Below are 25284 nucleotides of genomic sequence, written 5' to 3' on the forward strand. Positions count from 1 at the left end.
ATCAGTCCTCTGCCCGTCAGGTCCGCGCCATCAGGCACGTGCCATCAGGTCCGTGCCATCAGACCCGTGCCATCAGACCCGTGACATCAGGTCCGTGCCATAAGACCCACCACATAGGCATCCAGCCGCCCCTCCACGACCCGCGTCGTCAGCTCCGTCCTCCCGGCCTCGCGCCACGGCTGTGCCACCACGGCCACCTCTTCCGAGGACGCCAGCGCATCCCGCACCCGCCAGTACAGCCGCTCGCTGTCGTCCGCGGCGAGCACCCCACCGGCCTCCTCGTACGCGTCGGCGAACCGCTGCCCCCACTCCGGACCGTGCAGCAACGCGAGGTTGGTGCAGGTGTGTGCGACGTCGAGATCCGCAGGGCCCCAAGAGGCCCCGGCCCAGTCGACGACGCCGGTGATGCGGGTCGGCGACGCGTCGAACAGCACGTTGGCGAGGTGGAAGTCCCGGTGCAGGAAACGCCCTTCGTAGGACGGCGCGGGCGCACGGATGACATCGATGGCCGCGGCCCACGCGGCGGCGTCGGCGCCCTCGGGAACCACGACGGTGTCGGCCGTGGTCAACGCCTCGTACTTCGGGGGCTGTTCGCTCGGTCGCACCGCATGAATCGCCACGAGCTGCCGCGCGAGCAGCCGGACCCGCGTCTCCAGCCCTTCACCGCCGAGGAGCGCACGCCCCGGCAGATGCGTCATGAGGAGCGAGGGGTACTCGCAATGCGCCGCGGTCGCATCAACCGTGACCAGCCCGGGAGCCGGTACACCGTCCGCCCCCTCCAACAGGGCCAACGCGCCGGCCTCCCGGTCCAGCGCGTCCTCGGCGCGATCCACGAAGAACGGGTCCACGAAACTCCGCAACACCAGCCGACGGGTGCCCCCGCCCGGCGCGGCGACGGTCAGCCTCCGCATCTCGGCGGTGACACCACCGTGCAGCGCCTCGACGCGGACGATCCGCTCCCCGGCCTCCAGAGACCGCCCCACCCACGCGAGCGTCAACGGGCGGACGGTGGGCGACGCATCGGCTGATTCATGGTGATTGATCACCCGGCCAGCGCATCATCCGGGCGACGGCGTGCACAAGCGAATTTCGCATGTGTGGCGAACCTGAAAGGCGCGTCCCGCCAGGACGTGCGCCATTGCGAGAGTGGGGCGCGGCCCCCCCCGTAAAGGAGGAACCGCGCCCCACCACCTCACTCCCCGGCCACCGCGGGCGGCGCCGCGTTCGCGCCCCAGTTGGTCGGCTTGGCCGAGAGCTTGAAGGCGATCTTGCCGGAGCCGAGCAGGGCCTTGTGGGAGAGCCAGCTCTGGCGCAGCGGCGTGCCCTTGCCCGTGGTCACGGACGAGACGTACTGCGGCTTCGACGCGTCGGCGCCGGGTGCCTCGATGCTGATCCCGCGGCCGTGTGCCGGGCGGATCTCGACCTTGTCGAACATCGGGGCCGACAGGACGTACTTCGCCGAGCCGGGCTGCACCTCGAAGACACCGGCCATGGCGAAGACGAGCAGCGACGACGTGGCGCCGAGGTCGTCGTTGCCGGGCATGCCGTACGGGTCGTCGGTGTACAGCGTCCGCATGGCCCGCAGCACGGCGGAGGTCTTCCACGGGGTGTCGGTCCACGCGTACATCCACGGAGCGTGGAAGTCGGGCTCGTTGTTCGGGTTGAACGCGAAGTTGTTGTGGTAGTCGTACGCGCCCGTCACCCAGGAGTCCTTGGCGGCCTTCGCCGGGTCGCTGAGCACGGTCGGCATGTCGAAGAACTTGTCGAGCCGCTGCTCGGCGGATGCCTTGCCGCCCATCAGGCCGTAGAGGGCCTTCGGGTTCTGCTGCGCCAGCCACTGATACTGCCAGGCCGTGCCCTCGTGGAAGGCGCCGGACTGGGTCGGGTCGGTGTCGCCGGCGGCGCTGCCGTCCGCGTTCCTCGTCACGGGGAACCCGGTGAAGCCCTGCGAAGTGACCTTGGAATCCCACAACTTGGTGAAGTTGTCGCAGCGCGAGGCGAGTGTCGCGGCCTTGTCCCGGTGCCCGAGTCCTTCGGCCATCGTGGCGAGGGCGCAGTCGCCGAGCGCGTACTCGAGCGTGGCCGAACCGGCCTGACGGCTGTCGCCGAACTTGTAGCCGGGCAGGTCCTGGTAGCCGACGAAGCCGTTCTTCACGTACGTCGGGTTGCCGTCGCGGCCGCGGAAGGTCGACTGGTCGGCCGGCACCTCGTTGACGTTCTTCCACAGCGCGTCGAAGAGCTCGCGCGAGGTGCGGTGGTCGAGCAGACCCCGGTTGTAGAGGTCGACGATGAACGGGGTGACGGGGTCGCCGCTCATCACGTTCGTCTCACTGTTGCCGAGACCCCAGCGCGGCAGCCAGCCACCGTCCTTGTACACGTGCAGCAGGGACTTGGCCATGTCGGCGGCCTTGTCCGGGTGCAGCAGCGCGACCAGCTGGTTCTGCGAGCGGTACGTGTCCCAGAGCGAGAACATCTGGTAGTACGTGGAATCCGCGCGATGCACCTTGTCGTCGAATCCGCGGTAGCGGTTGTCGACGTCGGAGCCGATCGACGGGTGCAGGAGTGAGCGGTACAGGGCGCTGTAGTACGTGCGCTGGTCGGCCTTCGAGCCGCCCGCGACGCGCATCCGGTTCAGCTCGTCGCGCCACGCGTCGTGCGCGCCGGAGCGGGCCCGGTCGAACGAACTCGGCTGCTCGGCACCGCGGTTGAGGCGCGCGCCGTCGACCGAGGTGTAGGACAGGCCCACCGACGCGCCGACCTTGTCGCCCTTGGACGGGTCGAAGGACAGCCAGGCGCCCGCGCGCTTGTCGCCCCGCGAGGCCGTGCGCTGGTTCGGGGTCAGCGTGCCGTCGCTCCAGGTGCCGAACTTCGAGAACGTCCGGTCGAACTTGGCGCTGAAGTAGACCCGGTAGCGCTCCTTGCCGGTCTCCCCGCAGAAGTTGCCGCCCTGCACCCAGCCTTCGACGGTGTTGTCGCCGACGACCTTGACGTCACCGGCGTACGTGCTGCCGTTGCTCTCCCCGGCCTCGATGAGGACGTTCTCGGCGCCCGAACCGCTGGGGAACGTATAGCGGTGCTGGCCGGTCCGCTGGGTCGCCGACAGCTCGGCCTTGATGCCGTTGTCGAACTTCACGCCGTAATAGCCCGGCGAGCGCGTCTCGTTGTCATGGCTGAACTTCGCGCCGTACTGCGCCGGATCGGACGAGGTCACCGCGCCCGTGGTCGGCATGAAGCGGATGTTGCCCATCGTCTGACAGCCCACACCGGAGAGGTGCGTGTGGCTGAAGCCGAGGATGGTGTCCTGCGCGTAGTCGTACGAGGCGTACTTGTTCAGCTGCGTGTCGGGGCTCAGCTGGACCATGCCGAAGGGGGTGGTGGCGCCCGGGAAGGTGGTTCCGTCGCCGTTGTTGCCGATCGACGTGTCGACCAGGCTGGTCGGGTCGGCGGCGAAGCCGGGCCCGGCTTCCTCGGCGCTCGCGACGCCGGGGGTGAGGGTGGCGGCGGCCACCGTGGTGACGACGAATGCGGCGGTGACGGTGCGGATCAGGGACCTCAGCGGGCGCTGCGACATCCGCGCCGTGCGGGACCTCAGCGGTCTCAGGGGGCCCTGCGCGTGCCGTGAGCCCGGTGATGGCGACGCTCTCATCGCGATCCTCCAGTTAGACAACGTTGTCGGTACGGTCGCCGTCGATCTTCGTCGCGGGGGAGGGGTTCGTCAATGGATGCGTGCGGAGCGGCCGTTGGGCCCGCCCGTGAACGGGGCGCCGGGCGTCATGTGCGGGGCGCCGCTTTCGCCACCGCCACCCGGCCCGACCGCAAGGAGGCGCGCCCCCGTGCCGGGCTGCCGAGGGAGTCGGCGAGGGAGAGAAGGCTGTCGTCCGACACCACCGACCAGCCGTGTTCCGCGAACAGCGCGGCCAGCTGCCCCGGCTTCCACAGCGAGCGCCACGGCTCGCCCGACGTGACGGAACTGCCGAGCAGCCGCGTCAGCAACCGTCCCACGGACGCCTTCGCCGACGGTGTCTGGTAGTTGACGACGAGGGTGCTGCCGGGCGCCGTACGTCCCGCGAGCGTGGCCAGCGTGGCCCGCACCTCGGCGCGGGTGAGGTAGGGGATGACGCCCTCCCACAGCCACGTCGTCGGCTCGGACGGGGCGTGTCCGGCGGCGTCCAGCGCGGCGCCGAGGTCGTCGACGGCGAAGTCGACCGGAGTGAAGCGTACGGAGCGGGCCGCGGACGGCAGTTCGGCGATCGCCGCCGCCTCGGCGAGGCGGTCGCGCTTGTCCTGCTGGGAGGCCGGGTGGTCCACCTCCCACACATCCGTCCCCGCGAGGTCGGGCAGGCGCCAGGCCCGGGTGTCGAGGCCGGCGCCGAGGATCACGAGCTGGCCCGTCGTGCCGGAGCGCAGTGCGTCGTCGATGGCGAGCGTGCGCGGCACGGCCACCTCGACGCAGGCCCGTACGCTCTCGTACGTCATCCGCGCCCGCCAGTCCTTCGGTGGCGTACCCGCCCGTACCTCGTCCACGGGCACCCGCTCCGCGTCGCGCAGCAGCCGCACCGCCACCGGATCCGCGAACCGGCCCACGGCCGCGGTCCCGTCCGCGGCGGCCCGTCCCTGGCACACCAGCACCGCCGTCCTGCTGGCGGCGCGTCCACTCTCGTTCATGAGGTCGTATTCAATCGCACCTCCTGCCCTTGCGGGCACGAGGCTCTCCCGCCGGAACCGGCTGCTCAATCGCCGGAGGGGCGGACGGCGGCACCAGCGTGTGACTCACGTCACGTTACCAGCGGTATCTGAAACAGAGTGTCGCAGGTAAATTGCGGGTACCGCGCAGATGAGAACCACGTGTCTGAGTAACTGTCGGCACCCCGAGGGGTGTTGACCCCTCCGTCCCTGTCTCTCTCAGGGGCTCACGAGCGAGAGCGAGGACCCTCCGCGATGGAGCAGAGCCACGTCGACGTCCTGGTCATCGGTGCCGGAATATCCGGCATCAGCGCCGCGCGCCATGTCCTGCGCGACAACCCCGGGGCCTCGCTCGTCGTACTCGAGCGCCGCGCCCGGGTGGGCGGCACCTGGGACCTCTTCCGGTACCCCGGCATCCGGTCCGATTCCGACATGCCCACCTTCGGCTTCGGATTCCGGCCCTGGAGCGACGCGCGCATCCTCGCCGACGGCGCGCGGATCCGCCAGTACGTGGAGGACGCCGCGTCCGACGGCGGCATCCTGGAACGCACCCGCTTCGGCCGCCGCGCCGTCAGCGCCGACTTCTCGCACGAGACCGGGCGCTGGACCGTCGAGGTCGAGCACGAGGGCACCGGCGAGCACGAGTCGTACAGTGCCGGCTATCTCGTCGGCGCGACCGGCTATTACGACTACGACAAGCCCTACCGCCCCGAGTTCCCGGGCGAGGCCGACTACCAGGGCACGCTCGTGCACCCCCAGCAGTGGCCGGAGGACCTGGACTACGAGGGCAAGCGCGTGGTCGTCATCGGCTCCGGCGCCACCGCCATCACGCTGCTGCCCGCGATGGCCGACAAGGCCGCGAGCGTCACCATGTTGCAGCGCTCACCCACGTATGTCCTGGCGCTGCCGGAGGTCGACCCGCTCACCTCCGTCATGAAGAAGCTGCGCGCCCCAGCCCGGCTGACCCACAAGGTGGTCAGGACCCGCAACATCGCACTTCAGCGCGGGAGTTACGCCTTCTGCCGCAAGTACCCCCGCCTCGCCCGCAAGGTACTGCTCGGGCTGGTAAGGGCCCAGGCGGGCAAGGGCGTCGACATGCGCCACTTCAGCCCCAAGTACAAGCCCTGGGACCAGCGTCTGTGCGTCGTCCCCGGCGGTGACCTGTTCAAGGTGCTCAAGCGCGGCAAGGCGGCCATCGCCACCGACCACATCGACACGTTCACCGCCGACGGCATCCGCCTGAAGTCCGGCGAGGAGCTCAAGGCCGACATCGTCGTCACCGCGACCGGGCTGAGCGTCCGCCTCATGGGCGGCATGGACGTGACCGTCGACGGCATCCCGGTGGACGTCACGAACCGCGTGCTCTACAAGGCCGTGCTGCTCGAGGGCGTGCCCAACATGTCGCTCGTCATCGGCTACACCAACGCCTCCTGGACCCTGAAGGCGGACCTGGCGGCCGACTACACCGCCCGCCTGCTGGCGCACATGCGCCGCAACGGGCACGACATCGCCACCCCGGTGGCGTCCGACGGTGACCGTTCCGAGTTCTCCGTCATGGGCGAGGCGCTGACCTCCGGCTACATCGCCCGCGCCGACAAGGTCATGCCGCGCCAGGGCACCCGCGACCCGTGGCGGCTGTGGAACAACTACTACCGCGACCGCGCCATGCTCCAGAACGCCCCCATCGACGACAGCCCCCTGCGCTTCGAGAAGGCGGGCAGGCCGGCCGGGACCAAGGAACCGACCCGCGCGGCCTGACCGCCCGTTCGACCAGCTCCTACCACCGACAATCGAGGACGATGATGACCCCGAACCTGTCCAGGAAGGTCTACGACGAGCGCCTGCGGACCTTGTCCGAGGGCTCCGTCAACGTCAACTTCAACGCCTTCGTCGACATCAAGTGGGACGACCCCGAGTTCGCCGTCGACACGACCGACACCCGCTGGGTGCTCACCTCCGCGGACGCCCTGGGCGCCCACCCCTGGTACCAGGAGCAGCCGCTGGAGACGCAGATCCGGATCGGGATCTGGCGCTGGGCGGTGATCGCCAAGGTGGGGATGCAGTTCGAGAACCTCCTGATGCGCGGGGCGCTGGACTACATCTACCAACTGGGCAACCAGAACCTGGAGTTCAGGTACCTCACGCACGAGATCACCGAAGAGACCCACCACACCCAGATGTTCCAGGAGCTGGTGAACCGCACCGGCGTGGACACCCCGGGAGGCAAGCGCTGGTTCCGCCAGCTCAGCCGGGTCCTGCCGCTGTTCGGCTCCCTGTACCCCGAGGCCTTCTTCACCGGCATCCTCGCCGGTGAGGAGCCCATCGACCATCTGCAGAAGGGGGCCCTGCGCAGCGGGGAGCCGGTGCACCCGCTGCCGCAGCGGATCATGCAGATCCACATCGCGGAGGAGGCCCGGCACATCTCCTTCGCGCACGAGTTCCTGCGGCTGCGCGTCCCGCGCTACGGCAAGGCCCGCCGCGGCGCCCTGTCCGTGCTCTTCCCGCTGATCATGCGGATCCTGTGCGACGTCATCATGATCCCCGACAAGAAGTCCGCCGACCTCGTCGGCATCCCGGACTGGGTGATCAAGGAAGTCTTCTGGAAGTCCGAGGCCGGCCAGAAGATGCTCCAGGAGCTCTTCTCCGACGTGCGGATGCTCGCCCAGGACATCGGCCTGATGAACAAGGTGTCCCGCCCGCTGTGGAGGGCCCTGCGCATCGACGGCCGCCCCGCACGCTTCCGCGGCGAACCCGCTCCGCTCACCGACTGACCGCTCGCCACAGCGGCGAGCCCGCCCGGCTCGCCGACTGGCAACGCGCTACCGCGGGGAGCCCGCCCGGCTCGCCGACTGGTAACGCGCTTCCGCGGCGAGCCCGCCCTGCTCACCGTCCGATCGCACGCTTGCGCGGCGGGCCCGTCCCGCTTGCCCACTGATCACGCGTTTACGCGGGGGAGCCGCCCGGCTCACCGACTGACCGCCCGTCAGCCCCTCCCGCACCGCTCTTCCCTGAACGTCCGAACGGAGACCAGCCCGCCGTGCCGTACGCCGTCACCCGATCCTGCTGCGCCGACGCCTCCTGCGTGCTGGCCTGTCCGGTCAACTGCATCCACCCCGCTCCGGGCGAACCCGGCTTCGCCACCGCCGAGATGCTGTACGTCGATCCGCGCACCTGCGTGGACTGCGGCGCGTGTACGACGGCCTGTCCGGTCGACGCGCTCAAGCCGCACACCGCCCTCAGCGAGGCGGAGTTGCCGTTCCTGGAGCTGAACGCCTCCTACTACAAGCAGAATCCGCACGACGACCGCGCCCCCATGTACGTCGTGCCCAAGCAACGCGCCCTCCCGGAAGGCGAGTTGTCCGTCGCCGTCGTCGGCGCGGGGCCCGCCGGGCTCTTCGCCGCCGACGAACTGCTGCGCCACCCGGGGGTGCGCGTGACCGTCCACGACCGGCTCCCCACCCCGTACGGGCTCGCGCGGGCCGGCGTGGCACCCGACCACCAGGACACCAAGCAGGTCACCGAGCTGTTCCGGACCATCGAGTCGCAGCCCGGCTTCAGCTACCGCCTCGGCGTCGAGGTCGGCACCGACCTCACCCACGCCGACCTGCTGCGCGAGCACCACGCGGTGATCTACGCCGTCGGCGCCGCGACCGACAAACGGCTCGGCATCGAGGGCGAGGACCTGCCCGGCAGCGTCTCCGCCACGGACTTCGTGGCCTGGTACAACGGCCACCCCGACCGCGCCCACGACGACCACCGCCTCGACACCGAACGCGCCGTCGTCATCGGCAACGGCAACGTCGCCCTCGACGTCGCCCGCATCCTCACCGCCGACCCCGACGCCCTGGCCCGCACCGACATCTCCGACCGCGCGCTCGACGCGCTGCGCGCCAGCAAGGTCCGCGAGGTCGTCCTCCTCGGCCGCCGCGGACCCGCTCAGGCCGCGTTCACCGTGCCCGAACTCCTCGCGCTCTCCGCCCTCAAGGACGTGGACGTGAGCATCGAGGGCTGGCCCGAGGGACTGGCCCCCGACACCAACGAGAAGACCCGGCTGCTGGCGGAACTGGCCGCCCGCACCCCGGTCGAGGGCCGCCGCCGCATCGTGCTGCGCTTCCTCGCGGGACCGGCACGCCTCGTCGGCGAGGACCGCGTACAGGCCCTGGAGCTCAACCCGACCACCCTGCACACCGACGAGGACGGCACCGTAAGGGCCCGGCCCACCGGCGCCACCGAGACCCTGGAGACCGGCCTCGTGCTGCGCTCCGTCGGCTACCGCGCCCGGCCGGTCCCCGGCCTGCCGTTCGACGAGGCCAGCGCGACCGTCCCGCACGAGGCCGGCCGGGTCGAGCCCGGTGTCTACGTCGCGGGCTGGATCAAGCGCGGCCCGACCGGGTTCATCGGCACGAACAAGACCTGCGCCCACGAAACGGTCGAGTCCCTCCTCGACGACTTCGCCGCGGGCCGCCTCCGGCAGCCGGAGCCCGGCGCCACGGCCGCGCCCGCCGCGCTCGGCCTGAAGGCCTGGCAGGCGATCGACCGCGCGGAACGGGCGGCGGGCGAGGCCCAGGGCCGCCCCCGCGTCAAGCTCACGGACACCGAGGCCCTGCGGCGGGCCGCACAGGCCACCCCGGTCGCGACGGGCTGAACGAGCCGCGCTGCCGACCGGTCGAAACCAGCTGACGAACTGGCCTGGCCACGGGGCGAGGCCGGCTGACGAACTGGCCTGCCGAAGGGGCGCGACCGGCTGACGAACAACGCTGTCGGCCGGTAGCGACCGGCCCACAGCGCCGTCAGGCCCCTTCCAGATCCGCCACCCGCTGCTGCGGCGACAGCTCCACGCCGAAGTCCCGCAGTGCCGCCTCCAGCACGGCCCAGACCGAGCGGCACAGCATGGCGCGCAACTCGTCCTCGGACAGCTCGCGTTCGGGATCGCGCATCCACTGGTTGACCGCGGTGTCCACGAACCCCACGATGCCGACCGCGACCGAGCGGATCGGTGCCCCCTTCAGCCCAAGAGCCGCCAGTACGTCACCGAACCGCTCGCTCAGCATCAGCGCGATGGCCGTCTTGGTGTCCGCGACCAGCGAGCCGTCACCCATCGCGTGCTCGGCGACGCCCATGTAGGCATACAGGCGCGGATGTTGGGCCACCCAGTCCAGATGCGCGCCCACCACACGGTGCACGGACTCCTCGACGGTGCCCTCGAAGCTGAGCGTGGGCTCCATCCGCTTCACGAACGACTCCACGACCCGCCGGCGGATCAACTCGTCGAACGAGGCGCGGTCCTTGAAGTGCCGGTAGAGCACGGACCGCGGCAGGCCCACGCGCTCCGCCAGGCGCTGCATCCGGAAGTGCGCGCCCTCCTCCTCGATGAGCGCGACAGCCGCGTCCACCAACTCGACCTGACGCTGTGCCTTGTGCCCGTCCCAGCGGGTGGAGCGTCCATCGATCTGCGGCTCACCGCCGGTTCTCTCCGCCATCCCCCCAGGATATCGGCCCGATCCGAACACATAACCAGGTCAACGGCCGAAGCCGTGGGGGATGAGCCACACTCCTGAGCCCCACCGGCGCGTTTGCGCCACTCCGGCCGCGCAGTGTGGAAACGTTCCTTCTGCAAGGTGGTCGCCGCCGGGGACCTTCCGCCCCCTCCTGGGCCCCGGCGGCGCTTGCGTTCGAGCCGGCCCACGGCCTGCTCGCGACGGTCCGGCACCCACTACAGTCGCCGCATGCGACGGTGGACGGGCCTGGCGACAGCGGGGGCGGCCGCCCTGATCTGGGGCGAGTGGCTGAACCGGCGCTGGTCCCGAACCCTGGTCGGGAGCGCCGGAGGCGGGACCGGATCCGAAGCCGTGATCGTGCTGGGCTTCCGTAACCTGCGGCCGACCGCCAACGTCGTCAACCGTTGGCGGGTACGCGCGGGCCTGCGCTCCGTATCCGCCGAGAACGCCCGCGACACGTGCGTGATCTTCAGCGGTGGCGCGGCGGCCGGGAGCCGCGCCACGGAAGCCCGATCGATGGCCGACTACGCGAAGTCGGTGCTGGCGTTCGACGGCACGGTACTCCTCGAAGAACGGTCGACTACGACGTGGGAGAACATCGCGAACGTGATCCCCATGGTCGAGGACGCCGACCGCATCAAGATCGCCTCCCAGCCGGCGCACGCCCTGAAGGCCCGCGCCTACCTGCGCCGACAGCGCCCCGACCTCGCCGAAAGGCTGGTGCGGGCCGACGACTACCGGCCGGGCGAGTGGCTGTTCGGCAAGCCGCTGCTCGCGCTGTACGGGCTCTGGACGCTCCGCGGCCTCAAGGCCGAGGAACGGAAGACCTCCCTGTAGGCGACGGCCGCCGCGCGGCCCTCATTCACCGGTCCCCGCCGTGGCGAGTTTCACCGCGATGCGGTTGCGGGAGCTGATGCCGAGTTTGGAGAGGATGCGTTCCATGTGGGCATCGACCGTGCGGCGGGAGATGAAGAGGCGCTCGGCGATCTCCCGGTTCGACAGGCCTTCGGCCGCCAGGCGCGCCACTTCGTGTTCGCGGCGCGTCAGCGACTCCCCGGAACCCGCTCTGCGCTGGCCCGGCAACTCGGCCGGTTCCAGGACGAGTTCGTCCGCCCCGGTGAGCGCCGCCGCGAACAGGGCCTCACGCGGTGCCGTGGCGCCCAGCTGCCACAACTGCTCGTAGACGTCCCCGCCCAGCTCCGAACGCGTCGCCTCCGCCGCCATCCGGTGGTTCTCCACGGAGACCGGCGCCCCGCTCAGCAGCTCGCCGCCGGTCGACTGCCACAGCGCGTCCGAACCGCCGAACAGCCAGGCGGCCCGCCGGTGACGGCCGTCGCGGGCCGCGGCCCACGCCATGATCTCCACCGCGTAGCCGCAGCCGATCACATCGCCGAGCGCGGCCTTGAGCGGCAGCGCCTCCTTGAGGGCCACCTCGCTCGCCCCAGGGTCCCCCTTCGAGTAGTGGCTGAGCCCCACGATGGTGTGCACGAAGCCGCGCAGCCAGCACTCCTTGGAGCCGGCGCCGAGCCGGGCGAGCCCCTGGCCGCTGCGCTCCAGCGCGAGATCGTCCTGCCCGGACAGGTGGTACTGGTATCCGGCCTGAACGTCCAGGCAGACCAGGCCGACGAGGTCGCCGAGGGCCGCGAGCCGTTCATGGGCGGCCACCGCGGCCCGCTCGGCGCGATCGAAGTCGCAGGCGAACGTGTGCGCGCAGTGCAGATACAGCCAGCCGCGGGCCCGGATCAGGGACTCACCGAGCCGGTCGGCGATCTCGATGCCCTCCTTGATCTCCGGCACGGCGCCGGCCGGGTCACCCTGGAACGTCTTGATGTACCCGCCGATGATCAAGGCCCAGGCCCGCTCCGCTGTCGCCCCGGGGAAGGCCGCCGCGGCCTTCTGCTGCCAGTACCGCCCCTCCGTGAGGAGCCCCGTGATCTGCCAGTACCCCCACAGCGCCCCGGCGAGCCCGGCCCCCTTCTGCTCCCGGTCACCGCGCCCGAGCGCGTACTCCAACGCCAGCCGGATGTCCGGGTGTTCGCGGCGCAGCGCCTGGCAGCGCGGCAACTGATCGTCGTCGATGAAGTGCCGGTCGAACTCGTCCGCCGCCTTGACGTACCGGGCGAGATGCCGGTCGCGCGCCGCGATCTCCTCGCCGGAGGCGGCCAGCTTCTCGGCACCGTACTCGCGCAGGGTGTCGAGCATCCGGTAGCGGGTGGCACCGTCGACGCCGTTGCCGGGCCCGAACTCGTCGACCCGCTGCACCACCGACTTGTCGACGAGGTCGATGAGTACCTCCAGCACCTCGTCAGAGCCCAACTCGCCGAATCCGCATACCTCTTCGGCGGCCGAGAGGTCGAAGACGTCACCGAAGACGGAGAGCCGCGCCCACAGCCGCTGCTCGCGGGCGTCGCACAGGTCGTAGCTCCAGTCGATGGTCGTACGCAGGGTCTGATGGCGCGGCAGCGAGGTGCGGCGGCCGCCGGTCAGAAGGCGGAAACGGTCCTCCAGGCGGTCGATGAGCTGGTTCAGCGGCACGGCGCGCAGCCGTACGGTGGCCAGTTCGATGGCGAGCGGCATCCCGTCCAGGCGGCGGCACAACCGCACCACGGCTTCGCGGCTGGCGTCGTTGACTTCAAACCCGGGGACGACGGCCGCGGCCCGCTGCTCGAAGAGGGAGACCGCCTCGCCACCGGCGTCCGACACCCCGAGCGGCGACAGCGGGAAGGTGTGTTCACCCGGCACGTCCAGCGGCTGCCTGCTGGTCGCGAGGACGCGCACGCCGTCGGTCTCGCGCAGCAGGACGTCCACCAGCTCGGCGCAGGCGTCCACCAGGTGCTCGCAGGTGTCCAGGACGATGAGCGCGGGCGTCTCCCGCAAGTGGTCGAGGACGACGTCCAGTTGAGGCCGCACCGACTGCTCGGGCAGGTCGAGGCAGGCGGCGAGGGTGTGCGGAAGCAGCCCGGGGTCGCGCAGCGCGGACAGTTCCACCAGGCACACGGGCGCATCGGCCCCGGTCGTGCGGCCCGCGAGGGCGCGGAGCGCGAGCCGGGTCTTGCCGACACCGCCAGGACCCACCACGGTCACACATCGCTGTGTGTCCAACGCAGCGGCCAACTGGGTCAATTCAGGGGCCCGACCGATGAAACCGGTGAGTTCACGGGGGAGTTCGCCGGGACGGCGCCGCACAATGCCGAACGTCATGCAGCGGATTGTCCCGCGCGGGCCCGGGGAGTGCGGCGGGATGTGCAAAGCTCCATACGAATCGGTGGGGCGCGGCGTAAGATCCGCGTTCGATTGCTGGGCGGTGCGGCTCAGCGGGCGTCGTCGAAGTGGTCGAGGATCGCATCGTGGCAAGCGTCCTCGGTGCCGACCTGGATGCTCGAGAGCGATATCACGCCGCTCTTCTCTTCCTCCCGCTCGCGCTCGGCCGTCCACTTCTCGATGTCCGCGATCCGCTGGTCGCAATCGGTGCGCGCGGGCTTCTCGGTCCTCGTATCCGATGCGGAGGACCCGTTCAGCGCGGAGGTGGCGGCGAGTCCGCCGACACACAGCACCGCCCACGCGGCGATCAACGTACGGCGGTTCATCGGCTTCGGCTTGGGCACCCCGGCATCCTACGAGGCCCGTCGCGCTGGTGTGCGAACAGTCGAACAGGTTGCGTGGGGATGATGTCCATCCGTGACTATGCCAACGGCACTTCCGGCCCCCGATCTAGGTTTGTTCGAGCGCCGTTCCAGGACATGTCGTGCCATTACGTCTGTCGACCGGGCGCGGCGCTCCCACGGGGAAGGGGATGGTCGGAGTGGGTTCCGGCAAGGGGAATGAACGGCGACTCGAAGCGGCTGTGCGGGGGTTCGTCGTCGAGGCGGACGGCGCGGTGCTTGAGCCGTGCGACGTCATGCTTCGCTACGGCGCGGACGACCCGCTGGTCGTCTCGGTGACCGTGTCGCAGGCCGGGACCCGGTCCGAACGATGGGTAATTTCCCGGGACTTGCTGTCGGACGGCCTGTCCGGCGCGGCGGGCATCGGCGACGTGACGGTGTGTCCCGTCGTCGACCCGGCCGGCCCGCCCGGAGTACTGCTACGAGCCCGCGACGGGGGACGCACGCTCCACGTCCGCGTCAGCCATCAAGCCCTGCTGCTCTACCTGGCGCGCAGCCACGCGCTGGTGCCGTTCGGCAACGAAGTGTGTCCCTCCCGGATCGACAAGGGGATCGAGGGGCTGCTCACTCCTCGGTGACAGTACGGCCCGCCGCAGGTCTATCTTTCTGGAATCCAGTCTCATAATCTTGAACTCGAAGGAATCCAGAACTCATGCGAAACGTCGGCTTTCTGACCATCGGGCAGTCGCCGCGCCCGGACCTCAGTGCCGGGATCGAGGCGGCACTCCCCGCCACCGCGCGCGTGCGCCACGCCGGTGTGCTCGACGGGCCCGACCCCGCGCGGGCGGCGGAGCGCCTTGCCGCCACCTCCGGTCGACCCACCCTGATCACCCGACTCGGGACCGGAGTCACGGTCACCCTTGATGAGTCCGCCGTGGGCGAGGCCCTGCAGGACCGGGTCGACGCGCTCGAGGAGGAGGGTGTCGACACCGTGGTGCTGCTGTGCACCGGCGAGTTCCCGGCCCTGCGCGCCCGGCGCGCGCTGCTCGTCGAGCCGGACGCCCTGCTGGCGGCGTACGTCCGCGGTGTGTTGGGCGGCGTGCCCGTGGGTGTGATCGTGCCACTGGCGGAGCAGGTGGCCGCGGCGCGTGAGAAGTGGCGGGGTGTCACGCCGGTGCCGGAGTTCGCCACGGCCTCGCCCTACGCCGCGGACGAGGCCGAACTGCTGGACACGGCGCGGGAGTTGGTGGACCGGGGCGTCGGGGCCCTCGTCCTGGACTGCATGGGATACGCGGACCGGCACCGCGAGGCGCTGCGTGCGGGCGGCGTCCGCGTGCCGGTCCTCACGTCGAGCGGGATCACCGGAGCCATGACCGGCCCGCTCCTCGCGTAGGCCGCCGCAGGTCCCTCGGTCAGCCCTCGTCGGCGACGAAGCGCAGCCAGTACGGGTCGCCGATGCGCTTGCCGACGCGGGCGGCCGCATCCCTTACCGCCCTGCCGAAGCGTTCGGTCGTCTCGTCGCGCAGTTCCGGGGCCGGCAGCGCGATGCCGATGCCGAAGACCTGGCCCGTGTCGTTGTCGAGCACGGCCGCCGAGATGCCCCCCACGTTCGGCACCCACTCGCCCTGCGAGATGTCCCAGCCGTCCACCCGGATCCGGGCCAGCGTGGCGACCAGTTCCTTGCGCGTCCGCGGGGCCGTACCTGTCGCCTGTTCGAGGCGTGCGTCGACGAGCCGCATGACCTGCGCGTCGTCCAGTCGGGCCAGCAGTGCCCGGCCCATCGAGCTGGCGTACGCGGGAGCCCGGGTGCCCGCCGGCGTGTACGCCTGGAGGGCGCCGGCCGTGCCGATGCGCATGTGCAGCACCAGCGACTCGGCCCCGTCGAGCACGTCCACGTACCCCGTGTATCCGGTGTCGGCGACGAGGCGGGCGGCCTCCTCCTCCAACAGGGAGACGGTGCCGCGCGAGGCCCGGAAGTGGTACGAGGCCTCCATGATCAAGCCGCCGGGGCGGTAGGCGCGGGTCAGCGGGTCGCGGTCGAGGAAGCCGTACTCGGCCATCATGCTCAGCGTCCGTGACACCGAGCTCTTGGGCAGCCCGAGCTCGGCCGCGACATCGGTCACGGTGACATCGCGCTGCAGGTGCGCCATCAGGCGCAGCACGTCACGTGCGTTGGCGAGTGTGCTCACCGGTTCCTGTGCCTCCCCCGATCGGTTTCCGGGTCCGATCGTATGCGCTCGCGCGGTGCCGCCCGCACCGCCCCAGTAGCGGCCCACATGGTGAGAACTCCTCAAGGGGGCTTGACGGCACGCCCGAGATCTATGAATGATCCAGGTCCAGATATTCGCATCTGGTTCCAAATTATAGAACTCCATCTGGTCGCCGACCGGCGCCGACCGTCAGGAGCACCCATGAGCACCAACGCCGACACCGCGCGGCCGCCCACGGCCGACACCGGGGACCCGCACGACGCGGGTGACGCCCAGCGTCGCCATCCCCGCGCCCTCGCTCCCGGCAACCTGGTCCTGACCGTGGTGCTCAGCGTGTTCGGCGCGATCGTCGGCGTACAGCTGCTCGCCACTCTCGGCGTCACCCCGAGTACGTCGCTGATCGGCGCGCTGGCCGCGATGACGCTGGCCCGCGTCCCGCTCGTCGCCTTCCGCGGCTTCCGTTCGGTGCACGCACAGAACCTGGCGCAGACGAGCATCTCCTCGGCCACCTTCGGCGCGGCCAACAGCCTGTTCCTGCCGATCGGCATCCCGTTCCTGTTCGGCCTGGACAACATGATCGTGCCGATGCTGATCGGCGTCTCCGTCGCGATGCTGGTCGACGCCTGGCTGCTGTACCGGATGTACGACACCCCGGCCTTCCCCGCGAGCAACCCCTGGGCCCCGGGACTCGCCGCGGCCGAGGCGATCAAGGCGGGCGACGAGGGCGGCCGGCGGGCGAGGGTGCTCGGGCTCGGCCTGGTCACGGGACTCGCGGGCGCCGCGTTCGCGCTGCCGATGTCCGCGTTCGGTGTCGCCCTGATCGGCGGGCTCGCCTCGATGGCCGCGTTCGGCGCGGGCCTGCTGATCATCAGCTACGCCGAGCCGCTGTTCGGCCTCGACCTGAACGCCATGTACCTGCCGCACGGCATGATGATCGGCGCCGGTCTGGTCGCCCTGTTCCAGGTCGGCCGCACGGTCCTCAAGGCGCGCAAGACGACCGCTCCGGCCACCACTACCGGGCCCGCTGCCGCCCCCGACGACGGCGCCCGGCGCCTCGGCAAGTCGCTGCGCCTCGGGTTCGGCGCCTACCTCGCCATCTCGATCCTGCTCTCGCTCGGCACCGGCATTTTCACGCACATGAGCGTGGGCATGCTGATCGCCTTCGTCCTCTACGCCACCGTGGCCGCGTTCCTGCACGAACTGCTCGTCGGTATCGCCTCCATGCACTCCGGCTGGTTCCCCGCCTTCGCGATCGCCCTGATCACGCTGCTGCTCGGCATCCTCGTCGGCTTCCCGCCCGAGGCCCTCGTCGTCCTCTCCGGCTTCACCGCGGCCACCGGACCGGCCTTCGCCGACATGGGCTACGACCTCAAGGCCGGCTTCATGCTGCGTGGCGAGGGCGCCGACCCGGCCTTCGAAATGGAGGGCCGCCGCCAGCAGTTGATCGCCGCGATGGTCGGCTTCGGCATCGCGATCGTCGTCGTGGCCGTCTCGTACCAGATGTTCTTCGACAAGGGGCAGACCGCCCCGATCGACGCCGCGTACGTCGCCGCCATCAAGGCCGGACCGTCCGTGGAGACGGCCGAGCAGCTGGCCCTGTGGGCGATCCCCGGCGCGATCATCCAGCTCATCGGCGGACCGAAGCGCCAGCTGGGCATCATGCTCGCCACCGGTCTGCTGATCACGACGCCCATGGCCGGCTGGATGGTCGCCGCGGGCCTCGTCGTCCGCGTCCTCGCGCCGCGCTTCCTCGGCCCCAAGGCCAAGGAGAACCTCGAGGTCTTCGCCGGCGGAGCGATAGCGGGCGACGCGCTCTATTCGTTCGGCAACGGCGTGTGGACGGCGACGAAGTAGCCCTCCGCGCCGCCCCCTCTCCCACACACCACTCGTACCACCCGTACACCGAGAACCACTCAGGAGACCCCTGTGAAGCGACAGTTGACGCACGACGACCTCAAGGCAGCCGTCTACGGAGGCGCCGTGCTCGGCGGCGGGGGCGGCGGATTCGTCGAGCGCGGCCTGCGCACCGCCGAACTGGCCCTGCAGGTGGGCACGCCCGAGCTGTGGAGCGCCGACGAGTTCGCCGACGACGCCCTGACCGCGACCGTCGCCCTGGTCGGCGCCCCCGCCGCGCCCGACCCGCAGGTGCTGCCCACGCACCTGCTGCGCGCCCTCGAACTGCTGCGCCGCGACCTGCCGAGCCCGCTCGTCGCCATCCACACCAACGAGAACGGCGCCGAGACCACCATCAACGGCTGGTTCCACTCCGCGATGACCGGCCTGCCCGTCATCGACCTGGCCTGCAACGGCCGCGCCCACCCCTCCAGCCAGATGGGCGCGATGGGCCTGCACGCCCGGGACGGCTACCGCTCGTACCAGGGCTACGCGGGCGGCAAGCCGCACACGTACGTCGAGGGCTCCGTCACCGGCACCCTCGACGCCACCTCGAACGTGGTGCGCCGCGCCTCCGTCGAAGCGGGCGGCTGGGTGGGCGTCGCCCGCAACCCGGTCGAGGTCGGCTACGCGACGCAGGCCGGCGCCCCGGGGGCCATCGGCTTCGCGATCGAGCTCGGCCGACGCTTCCTGGCGGAAGGACCGGCCGGCGCGGCCGCGCACCTCGGCGGTGAGATCGCGGTGACCGGCACGGTCCGCGAGTACCGCTGCGAGCAGCGCGAGGGCCTGGACATAGGCGTCGCGATCCTGGACGACGAGGCAGGCACGGAGCTGCACTTCGTCAACGAGTACATGACCTTCGAGGCGGGCGGCGAGCGCAAGGCCGCCTTCCCCGACCTGATCACGACGTTCGACGCGGCCGGGCAGCCGCTCGCCTCCGCCGACGTCGAGGTCGGCAAGGAGGTCTCCGTCCTGGTGGCGCCGGCGGCGAACCTGCTGCTCTCCTCCACGATGCACACGCCCGAGCTGTACGCGCCGATCGAGGACCTGCTCGGCTTCCCGTTCGCCCCGGCGGCGAAGGTGCTCGCCGATGCCTGAGCAGATGGGCGCCGCGGATGCCGCCCTCGTACGGGACTTCTGCGCGACGCGCTGGGACGAGGAGGTGCTCCCGCTGGTCCGGGAACACATCCGCGTCCCGGCGGTCAGCCCGGCGTACGACCCGCAGTGGGAGTCCCACGGATTCCTGGACCGGGCCGTGGAGACGGCGGCGACGTGGCTGCGCTCCGTGGACGACCTGCCGGGCCTGCGGGTCGAGGTATTGCGCGCTCCGGGACGTACGCCGCTCGTCTTCTTCGAGATCCCCGGCCACCGCTCGACCGCCGAGGAGACCGTCCTCTTCTATGGGCACCTCGACAAGCAGCCCGAGGGCGCGGGCTGGACCGAGGGCCTGTCGGCGTGGGAACCGGTCTTCGACGGCACCCGGCTGTTCGGCCGCGGCGGCGCCGACGACGGCTACGCACTGCCCGCCGCCCTGACCGCCGTGCGGGCCCTCGCCGCACAGGGCGCGGCCCGCCCGCGCTGCGTCGGCGTCTTCGAGGCGGGCGAGGAGTCGGGCAGCCCCGACCTCGACCACTGGTTCGCCGAACTGGCCCCGCGCATCGGGGAGGTCGGCCTGGTGGTGTGCCTGGACTCCGGCGCGGGCGATTACGAACGGCTGTGGCTGGTGACGTCGTTGCGCGGCCACTGCGGTGGCACGCTCGACGTGCGCGTGCTCGACGACGGCGCGCACTCCGGGGACGCGGGCGGTGTCGTGCCGTCGACGTTCCGTGTCCTGCGCCACCTGCTGGACCGTGTGGAGGACAGCGGGACGGGCGAGCTGCGGGTGGAAGCGCTGCGCTGCGAGGTGCCCGACGAGCGTCGCGCCCAGGTCGCCGAGGCGGCGGCCCTCCTCGGCGACCAGGTCTGGCAGCGCTTCGACTGGCACGAGGACGAGACCGGCCACCGCACGGGACCCGTCACGCACGACCCCGAGGAACTGCTGCTCGCCCGTGCCTGGCGCCCTAGCCTGGCGGTCACCGGCGCGGACGGGCTGCCACCGGTCGCCTCGGCCGGCAATGTGCTGCGCCCACACACCAGCGTCAAACTCTCGTTCCGACTGCCCCCGTTGGTGGACAGCGCGAAGGCGCTCGCGGAGGTGGCACGCATCCTGGAGGAGGCGCCCCCGCACGGCGCGTCCGTCCGCTTCACACCTGACCGGGTCCTGGCCGACGGCTGGCACGCCCCACCGGAGCGCTCTTGGCTCCGCGAGGCGCTGTCCGCCGCGAGCCGCGCCTGCTTCGACGGGGCGGACGCGGCCCGCATCGGCCAGGGCGGCACGATCCCGCTCATGGGCCGACTGAGCCGACAGTTCCCCGAGGCTCAGTTCCTGGCCTGCGGCGTCCTCGGACCGGGCGCGAACGCCCACGGCCCGAACGAGTCGTTGCACGTGCCGTACGGGCAGCGGTTGACGGCGTGTCTGTCGCTGGCGGTGAACGCGTTCGCGCTGCGGCCGGGCGCCGCCGCGGGCTGAGACCCGGGCGGGCGCGGCCCGACGCGTATCGTCGGGACATGGACCTCACCGCCGAACCCCGCGTCCTGGTCATCGGGCTCGACCCGCGTCGTGTGCCGGGGCCGTGGGACCCCGAGCCGGTGGTGGCGGGCATCGAGAGGGGACTGGCCAAGTTCGCCGAACACGGTGTGGGCGTGGAGACCTGTCTGATCGGCCTCGACGGAAGTGACGACGTGGAGGCCGTCGTCGGGAGTGCGCTGCGGGCCCATCCATGGGAGTGCGTCACCGTCGGCGGCGGCCTGCGGCACTCGGACGAACAGGCAGAACTCCTCGAGCTGGTCGTCAACTTGGTCCGGCGATACGCGCCCGCCGCGGCCATCGCGTTCAACAGCGCCCCGGACGACACCTACGAGGCGGCCGCCCGCTGGATCGAGTGAGGTGTCACCCTCACCACCTCACCGTCCGGGAACGTGACCGTGACCTCGCCCGCCGCGTCCACCGTGCACTCGATCGCCTCCCGCAGCGCCCGCGGGTGTACCGCGTCGCGCGTGAGGGCCACCAGGGTGACGTGGACGGTGGTGCCGCCCGGGTGGGGGAGGGAGCGCAGATACGGGGTCGCCGAGTGGGGGCCGAAGGCGTTCGCCGCCACCTCGCGGGCGATCCCGGTCTCCGTGTCCCAGCCGTGCAGGGCGACGACCGCGCTCGTCAGCCCCGATTCCGTGCGGGTCAGCGCCCAGCCAGGACCCTGGTCGGTGTGCGGTCGCACGGAGTCGGCGACCGCGTGCCCGCCCTCGCGGACGGTGACGCCCGCCGGGGCCTGCACCCGGTGCACCCGCAGCTCCCACGGGCCGTGCAGCACACTCGTCGACTCGATCGGGAACTGTGCGTCACTGTCCGGGAGTTGAGCATGGTGACGGGAGGACGCACGGCGTCCCTCGCAGGTGAGGGGGTGGATGCGGCGGCGGCGTGAAGGTGTGCCGTCCGGGGTGAGCAGCGCGATGTGGCTGTCGACGGAGCGGGACCAGGCGTGCGGCGCGGACTCGGGGGCGGTCGCGGTGGAGTAGGCGAGCTTGGCGTAGTGCGGATCGTCGTCGGCCGGTCCTTCGAGCGGGTTGTGGTCACTGCCGTGGTTGACCAGGCGGACGATGCCGTCGTGCGGGGTGCCGTGCAGCAGCCAGCCCGGTGCGGGCAGGGCGGTGTACTGCGTGTCCCGCTCCACGGGCAGGGGCAGTTCGCGGTCGGTCCACACCGGGTGTTCTGCGGGCAGGAGGAGCCCCAGGAAGCCCTTGCTCGACCAGTACGGTGAGGCCGGCCCCGAGTACGGCTGGGTGGTCGGCAGGTGTGTGCCGTACCAGCCCAGGGGCTGGAGCCCCCGCTCGTCCGGCACACCGCGCTCGGCGAAGTGGCGTGCCGTGCCCGAGGCCAGTCGGCGTGTCAGGCCCGGCGCGAGAGGCGTGCAGTCGGCGAGCGCGCCCAGCCAGACGGGCGCCGTCGCCGCCATGCGGTACGTCAGGGAACGCCCCTGGTGCACCGGTGCGCCGTCCGCGCCGAAGAGCTGCGGGTACGTCTCCAGGAACAGGGAGAGTCGTTCGCGGTAGGTCTTCGCGCGGCCACCGTCGCCGTCCGGGCCCGCGATCCGCGCCCACAGCAGCGGGTACAGATGCAGGGCCCAGCCGACGTAGTAGTCGAAGTTGCGGCCGTCGCCGTCGCTGTACCAGCCGTCGCCGACGTACCAGTCCTCGATCCGGTCGAGTCCGCCGTCGATGTCGCTCTGGCTGTACGGGGCGCCGACCGAGGCCAGGAACTGCTCCGCCACCACCTGGAACAGGCGCCAGTTGTTGTCCCACGTGCGGGCGCCCACGAAGCCCGAGAGCCAGTCGACCACGCGTTCCTGGACCCGGCCGTCGAGCCGGTCCCAGACCCAGGGGCGGGTCTCGTGCAGGCCGATCGCGATCGAGGCGGCCTCCACCATCTGCTGGGAGCAGTCCGTGAGTTCGGGCCAGGCCTCCGCATGGTCACGGTCCGTGCCCGTTGTCAGACCCTGCGTATACCTTTCGATCAGGTGGGAAACGGCTGGGGCTTCGGTCCCGTCTGCCGACCCCGTCGTGTCGTTGCCCGCGCCCGCGATCCGGAACGAGGCGAGCAGAAATGTCCGAGCGAACCCTTCGAGCCCGTCCAGCACCACCCCGGACCAGCTGCCCCGCCCGGGAAGCCGGTACTGCGCGAACCCCGGTGTCGCGTAGGGGGTCAGCGCCGCCAACTGCCGGTCGGCGAGGGCCTCCCAGTGTGCCCGGGTCCACCCCGTCAGCGGGGAGCGGACGCGGTCGGTCGGCGGCAGGGAGAGGTACGGGGCGGGCATGGTGGCTCGACGGCTCCTCGGTCGGGACGGGCGGGGCGGAGGACTGCTGTACGACTTGCTGTACGGGCTGGTGTACGGGCTCCTCTACGCGAGGTCGGCGGTGTGCGTGTGGCCGCGCGAGCCCGCGACGCGCACCGTGACCACCGGGCGACGGCCCGGCGTGACGGAGACCGTGTCGTCGGCGCGGACCACGCGGCGCACGGCGAAGGGGAGTTCCACGGACAGGGTGGTACCGGTGCGGCCGGGGTCGGACACGGCGACGGTGATGCCGTCGTCCCGACGTCGGACGAGGACCGTGCCCGGGCCGTCCGCGCGCAGCCCGTCGACGGATCCCGCCGCCCAGAAATGTGCGGCGAGCAGCCCGAGCCGGGGTGATTCGACGGCCTGGACGGTCGCGTTGTTCGTGCGGACGCGCACCGGGGTGGAGCGGGACCACGCGGCGGTCGCGGCGGCCGTCGCGCCGGGGAGCAGGACGTAGGCGTAGGAAGCGGATTCGGGGGAGGGGCCGTGATCGAACCAGAGGGTGGCGTAGCGCCGGGTGACCGGGGTGGTGGAACCGCCGGTGTCCGCACCGGTGTTGAGGGAGCGCCAGGTGCCGGTGCGTTCCTCGCGCAGTGCGCGCAGCGGGCCGCCGGCCGGGAAGACGTAGCCTCCGGTGCCCTCCAGGTGTGCCCAGCGTGCGTCGGTGAGCCGCGCCGACCAGCCCTGCTCACCGGGCTGCGGGCGGTCGTCGACGGTGAGCAGAGGAGCGCCGTCGGCGTGCAGATTCCGGTTCTCCACGACGGTCTCGATGGTGCGGCCGTCGCTCGCGGTGATGCCGGCGCCCAGCGCGACGACCGCGTTGTCGAGGAAGAACCACGCCTTCTTGGCGCGCAGCGTCGACCCGTCGGCGATCAGCTCCATCGCCGCCGCCCCGTACTGGCCATCGAGCACGGCGCCGCCCGCGACCGCGTTCTTCGGGCGGAAGGTGCCGGTGCCCGCGCCTGTGCCGAGATCGGCCCGAGTGCGGGTGTCCACGGTGGTCCCCGGCAGCCGGTAGGGGTTCACCGTCGGCCAGAAGTCGTCACCGAAGGCGTCGAGGTCGTCGCCGTCGTACAGGTACGTCATGCCGTCGCCGGTGTACCAGCCGTGCAGGTTCTCGCCGTTGCCCGCCTCGTACGCCGCGATGCGCTTGGAGGACAGGGACAGGGCGCACGACCAGCCGGGCCGCCGGTGCACCACCCGGTCCATGTCGGCGAACACGTGATGGCCGGTGACCCGCTCCGCGGGGTGCGCGGCCGTGTCCGCCAGCAGGGCCTTCGCGCGGGCCAGGGCGGGGACGCCGACGAGCCGCAGGTACGGGGTGTCCCGGTTGCGCAGGATCCAGCCCTTGACCGCCGAGCGCCAGCGGTCCGCGTACGACTGCGGGGCGCCGTCGGCCAGCTGGAGGATGTACGAGGCGGTGGCCGCCCCGTCCGTGTGGTCGCGGGCGCGTTCGCGGGAGATGGCGCGGCCGCGCAGCGCGTCCATCATCACGCCGTCGAGGAGCACGGGCACGAAGGAGCGCTCGACGGCCTCGTACAGCACCTTCACCGCCGGGTCGGTGACGGACCACTGCGAGTCGGCGAGCAGCGCGATCAGCTGGCCCGCGCTGCCGAGCAGGACGCCGCCGTAGGTGCCGGTGTAGGCGACCGAGGAGTGCTGGACGAACGAGCCGTCCTCGTAGAAGCCGTCGCCCGAAGTGACGTACTGGAACAGGCTGTTCTTGCCGTCGTCGCGCACGTCCGAGAGACCGTCGCGGGCCAGCGCCACGACCTGCGGATCGCCGGCGAGCAGGCCGCGCAGGGCGACGATGACGGCCTTGTCCGCCCGGTTGGCGCCCGTCTCCGCCAGCGTGGGGGAGTTGGTGCGCCGGTCCGCGTCGGGGACGAACTTGGCGACGGTCTTGAGGTACGCGGACAGATCCTCGGCGGGGAGGTGGGCGCGCAGCAGTACGCAGGTGTCGAGCAGCGCACGTGGTGCGCCGATCTCCCAGAACCACCAGTTGCCCGATTCGGAGCGCGAGTCGTTGTATCCGGCGGTGCGCAGGAAACGCAGCGCGTCGAGGAGCGCGTCGCGCACGGTGGTGTCGTCGGTGAGGGAGGTGCCGGGGGTCGCCCAGGCCGTGGCGAGTGTGCGCAGCCGTGTGTAGCTCTGGCCGAACATGCCGGGATCGGAGGCCGGCGCCAGATCGGACCACAGGGCCGTGCGTCCCGCGGAGCGGTCGAGCTTCTGCCACCAGTCGGCGGCCTGCTTGTCCAGGGCGGCCAGCGCGGCGGCGACATCCGGGTCGTCCGGGTCGACCTCGCCGCCGGTGAGTTGCTGGGCCGCCCGCGCGAGCAGCGGCTCGTAGGGGTCCTCGGCCGCGGCGGCCGCCCCGGCGCCGAGACCGAAGGGAAGCGTCGTCGCCACGGCGCCCGTGCCCATGAGGGCGAGGGTGCGGCGTCTGGTCAGCTGCATGGTCGGTGTTCGC

The 25284-nt window shown here is 71.4% G+C and carries 19 protein-coding genes; 10 read left to right on the top strand and 9 right to left on the bottom strand.

The features are described from left to right. Positions 1-86 precede the first annotated feature (86 nt). The 3 genes from ACOKM3_RS38710 to ACOKM3_RS38720 all read right to left on the bottom strand — a co-directional run bounded on the left by ACOKM3_RS38710 (position 87) and on the right by ACOKM3_RS38720 (position 4665). Positions 87-983: a phosphotransferase family protein gene (locus ACOKM3_RS38710; protein ID WP_426905961.1), complete on the bottom strand. Its 897-nt coding sequence runs from the start codon at positions 981-983 to the stop codon at positions 87-89. Positions 984-1192: 209 nt separating this feature from the next. Further along, positions 1193-3571 carry a GH92 family glycosyl hydrolase gene (locus ACOKM3_RS38715; protein ID WP_426905962.1) on the bottom strand — a complete coding sequence of 793 codons (2379 nt, stop codon included), beginning with the start codon at positions 3569-3571 and terminating at the stop codon, positions 1193-1195. A 200-nt stretch (positions 3572-3771) separates the two neighbouring features. Further along, a complete protein-coding gene (locus ACOKM3_RS38720) occupies positions 3772-4665 on the bottom strand; it encodes a class I SAM-dependent methyltransferase (RefSeq protein WP_426905963.1) in 894 nt (297 codons plus the stop codon). Positions 4666-4938: 273 nt separating this feature from the next. On the opposite strand from ACOKM3_RS38720, the gene ACOKM3_RS38725 reads away from it, so the two are divergent. The 3 genes from ACOKM3_RS38725 (at position 4939) to ACOKM3_RS38735 (ending at position 9328) form a co-directional block, all read left to right on the top strand. Next, positions 4939-6441, top strand: a complete 1503-nt coding sequence (locus ACOKM3_RS38725) for a flavin-containing monooxygenase (RefSeq protein WP_426905964.1) — start codon at positions 4939-4941, stop codon at positions 6439-6441. Between the two features lie 41 nt (positions 6442-6482). Beyond that, positions 6483-7454, top strand: a complete 972-nt coding sequence (locus tag ACOKM3_RS38730; RefSeq protein ID WP_426905965.1) for an AurF N-oxygenase family protein — start codon at positions 6483-6485, stop codon at positions 7452-7454. Positions 7455-7720: 266 nt separating this feature from the next. Further along, positions 7721-9328, top strand: a complete 1608-nt coding sequence (locus ACOKM3_RS38735; protein ID WP_426905966.1) for an FAD-dependent oxidoreductase — start codon at positions 7721-7723, stop codon at positions 9326-9328. A 145-nt stretch (positions 9329-9473) separates the two neighbouring features. Here ACOKM3_RS38735 and ACOKM3_RS38740 read toward each other — a convergent pair whose 3' ends face one another. After that, positions 9474-10163: a TetR/AcrR family transcriptional regulator gene (locus ACOKM3_RS38740; RefSeq protein WP_426905967.1), complete on the bottom strand. Its 690-nt coding sequence runs from the start codon at positions 10161-10163 to the stop codon at positions 9474-9476. Between the two features lie 246 nt (positions 10164-10409). On the opposite strand from ACOKM3_RS38740, the gene ACOKM3_RS38745 reads away from it, so the two are divergent. Further along, complete coding sequence (locus ACOKM3_RS38745; protein ID WP_426905968.1) at positions 10410-11018, top strand: YdcF family protein; 609 nt, start codon at positions 10410-10412, stop codon at positions 11016-11018. A 21-nt stretch (positions 11019-11039) separates the two neighbouring features. Here the strand turns inward: ACOKM3_RS38745 and ACOKM3_RS38750 are convergent, their stop codons facing one another. Both ACOKM3_RS38750 and ACOKM3_RS38755 read right to left on the bottom strand, forming a co-directional pair. Next, the gene (locus ACOKM3_RS38750; protein ID WP_426905969.1) at positions 11040-13382 is read right to left on the bottom strand and encodes an ATP-binding protein; all 2343 of its coding nucleotides are present in this window, start codon (positions 13380-13382) and stop codon (positions 11040-11042) included. A gap of 110 nt (positions 13383-13492) precedes the next feature. Next, positions 13493-13786, bottom strand: coding sequence for a hypothetical protein (locus tag ACOKM3_RS38755; protein ID WP_426905970.1), 294 nt, complete (start codon positions 13784-13786; stop codon positions 13493-13495). 188 nt (positions 13787-13974) lie between these two features. On the opposite strand from ACOKM3_RS38755, the gene ACOKM3_RS38760 reads away from it, so the two are divergent. Both ACOKM3_RS38760 and ACOKM3_RS38765 read left to right on the top strand, forming a co-directional pair. Further along, complete coding sequence (locus ACOKM3_RS38760) at positions 13975-14421, top strand: SsgA family sporulation/cell division regulator (protein ID WP_426905971.1); 447 nt, start codon at positions 13975-13977, stop codon at positions 14419-14421. A 74-nt stretch (positions 14422-14495) separates the two neighbouring features. After that, complete coding sequence (locus ACOKM3_RS38765; protein ID WP_426905972.1) at positions 14496-15176, top strand: AroM family protein; 681 nt, start codon at positions 14496-14498, stop codon at positions 15174-15176. A gap of 19 nt (positions 15177-15195) precedes the next feature. Here ACOKM3_RS38765 and ACOKM3_RS38770 read toward each other — a convergent pair whose 3' ends face one another. After that, complete coding sequence (locus ACOKM3_RS38770) at positions 15196-15972, bottom strand: IclR family transcriptional regulator (RefSeq protein WP_426905973.1); 777 nt, start codon at positions 15970-15972, stop codon at positions 15196-15198. 222 nt (positions 15973-16194) lie between these two features. On the opposite strand from ACOKM3_RS38770, the gene ACOKM3_RS38775 reads away from it, so the two are divergent. From ACOKM3_RS38775 to ACOKM3_RS38790, 4 genes are all read left to right on the top strand, one after another. Beyond that, on the top strand, positions 16195-17847 hold the full coding sequence (locus ACOKM3_RS38775) for an OPT/YSL family transporter (RefSeq protein WP_426905974.1): 1653 nt from the start codon (positions 16195-16197) through the stop codon (positions 17845-17847). A gap of 72 nt (positions 17848-17919) precedes the next feature. Beyond that, positions 17920-18984 (top strand): S-methyl thiohydantoin desulfurase domain-containing protein, encoded by a 1065-nt coding sequence (locus ACOKM3_RS38780; RefSeq protein WP_426905975.1) that lies wholly within the window; start codon positions 17920-17922, stop codon positions 18982-18984. Further along, on the top strand, positions 18977-20455 hold the full coding sequence (locus ACOKM3_RS38785) for a M20/M25/M40 family metallo-hydrolase (RefSeq protein WP_426905976.1): 1479 nt from the start codon (positions 18977-18979) through the stop codon (positions 20453-20455). The genes ACOKM3_RS38780 and ACOKM3_RS38785 overlap by 8 nt, the downstream gene beginning before the upstream one ends. A gap of 38 nt (positions 20456-20493) precedes the next feature. Beyond that, entirely contained in the window at positions 20494-20871 is a 378-nt protein-coding gene (locus ACOKM3_RS38790; RefSeq protein ID WP_426905977.1) for a hypothetical protein, read from the top strand. Here ACOKM3_RS38790 and ACOKM3_RS38795 read toward each other — a convergent pair. Both ACOKM3_RS38795 and ACOKM3_RS38800 read right to left on the bottom strand, forming a co-directional pair. Next, the gene (locus ACOKM3_RS38795) at positions 20841-22793 is read right to left on the bottom strand and encodes a DUF2264 domain-containing protein (protein ID WP_426905978.1); all 1953 of its coding nucleotides are present in this window, start codon (positions 22791-22793) and stop codon (positions 20841-20843) included. The genes ACOKM3_RS38790 and ACOKM3_RS38795 overlap by 31 nt on opposite strands. Before the next feature lie 84 nt (positions 22794-22877). Continuing rightward, on the bottom strand, positions 22878-25271 hold the full coding sequence (locus tag ACOKM3_RS38800) for a polysaccharide lyase 8 family protein (protein ID WP_426905979.1): 2394 nt from the start codon (positions 25269-25271) through the stop codon (positions 22878-22880). Between the last annotated feature and the right edge of the window lie 13 nt (positions 25272-25284).

The sequence above is a fragment of the Streptomyces nidicola genome (assembly GCF_050106155.1).
Classification (GTDB): domain Bacteria; phylum Actinomycetota; class Actinomycetes; order Streptomycetales; family Streptomycetaceae; genus Streptomyces.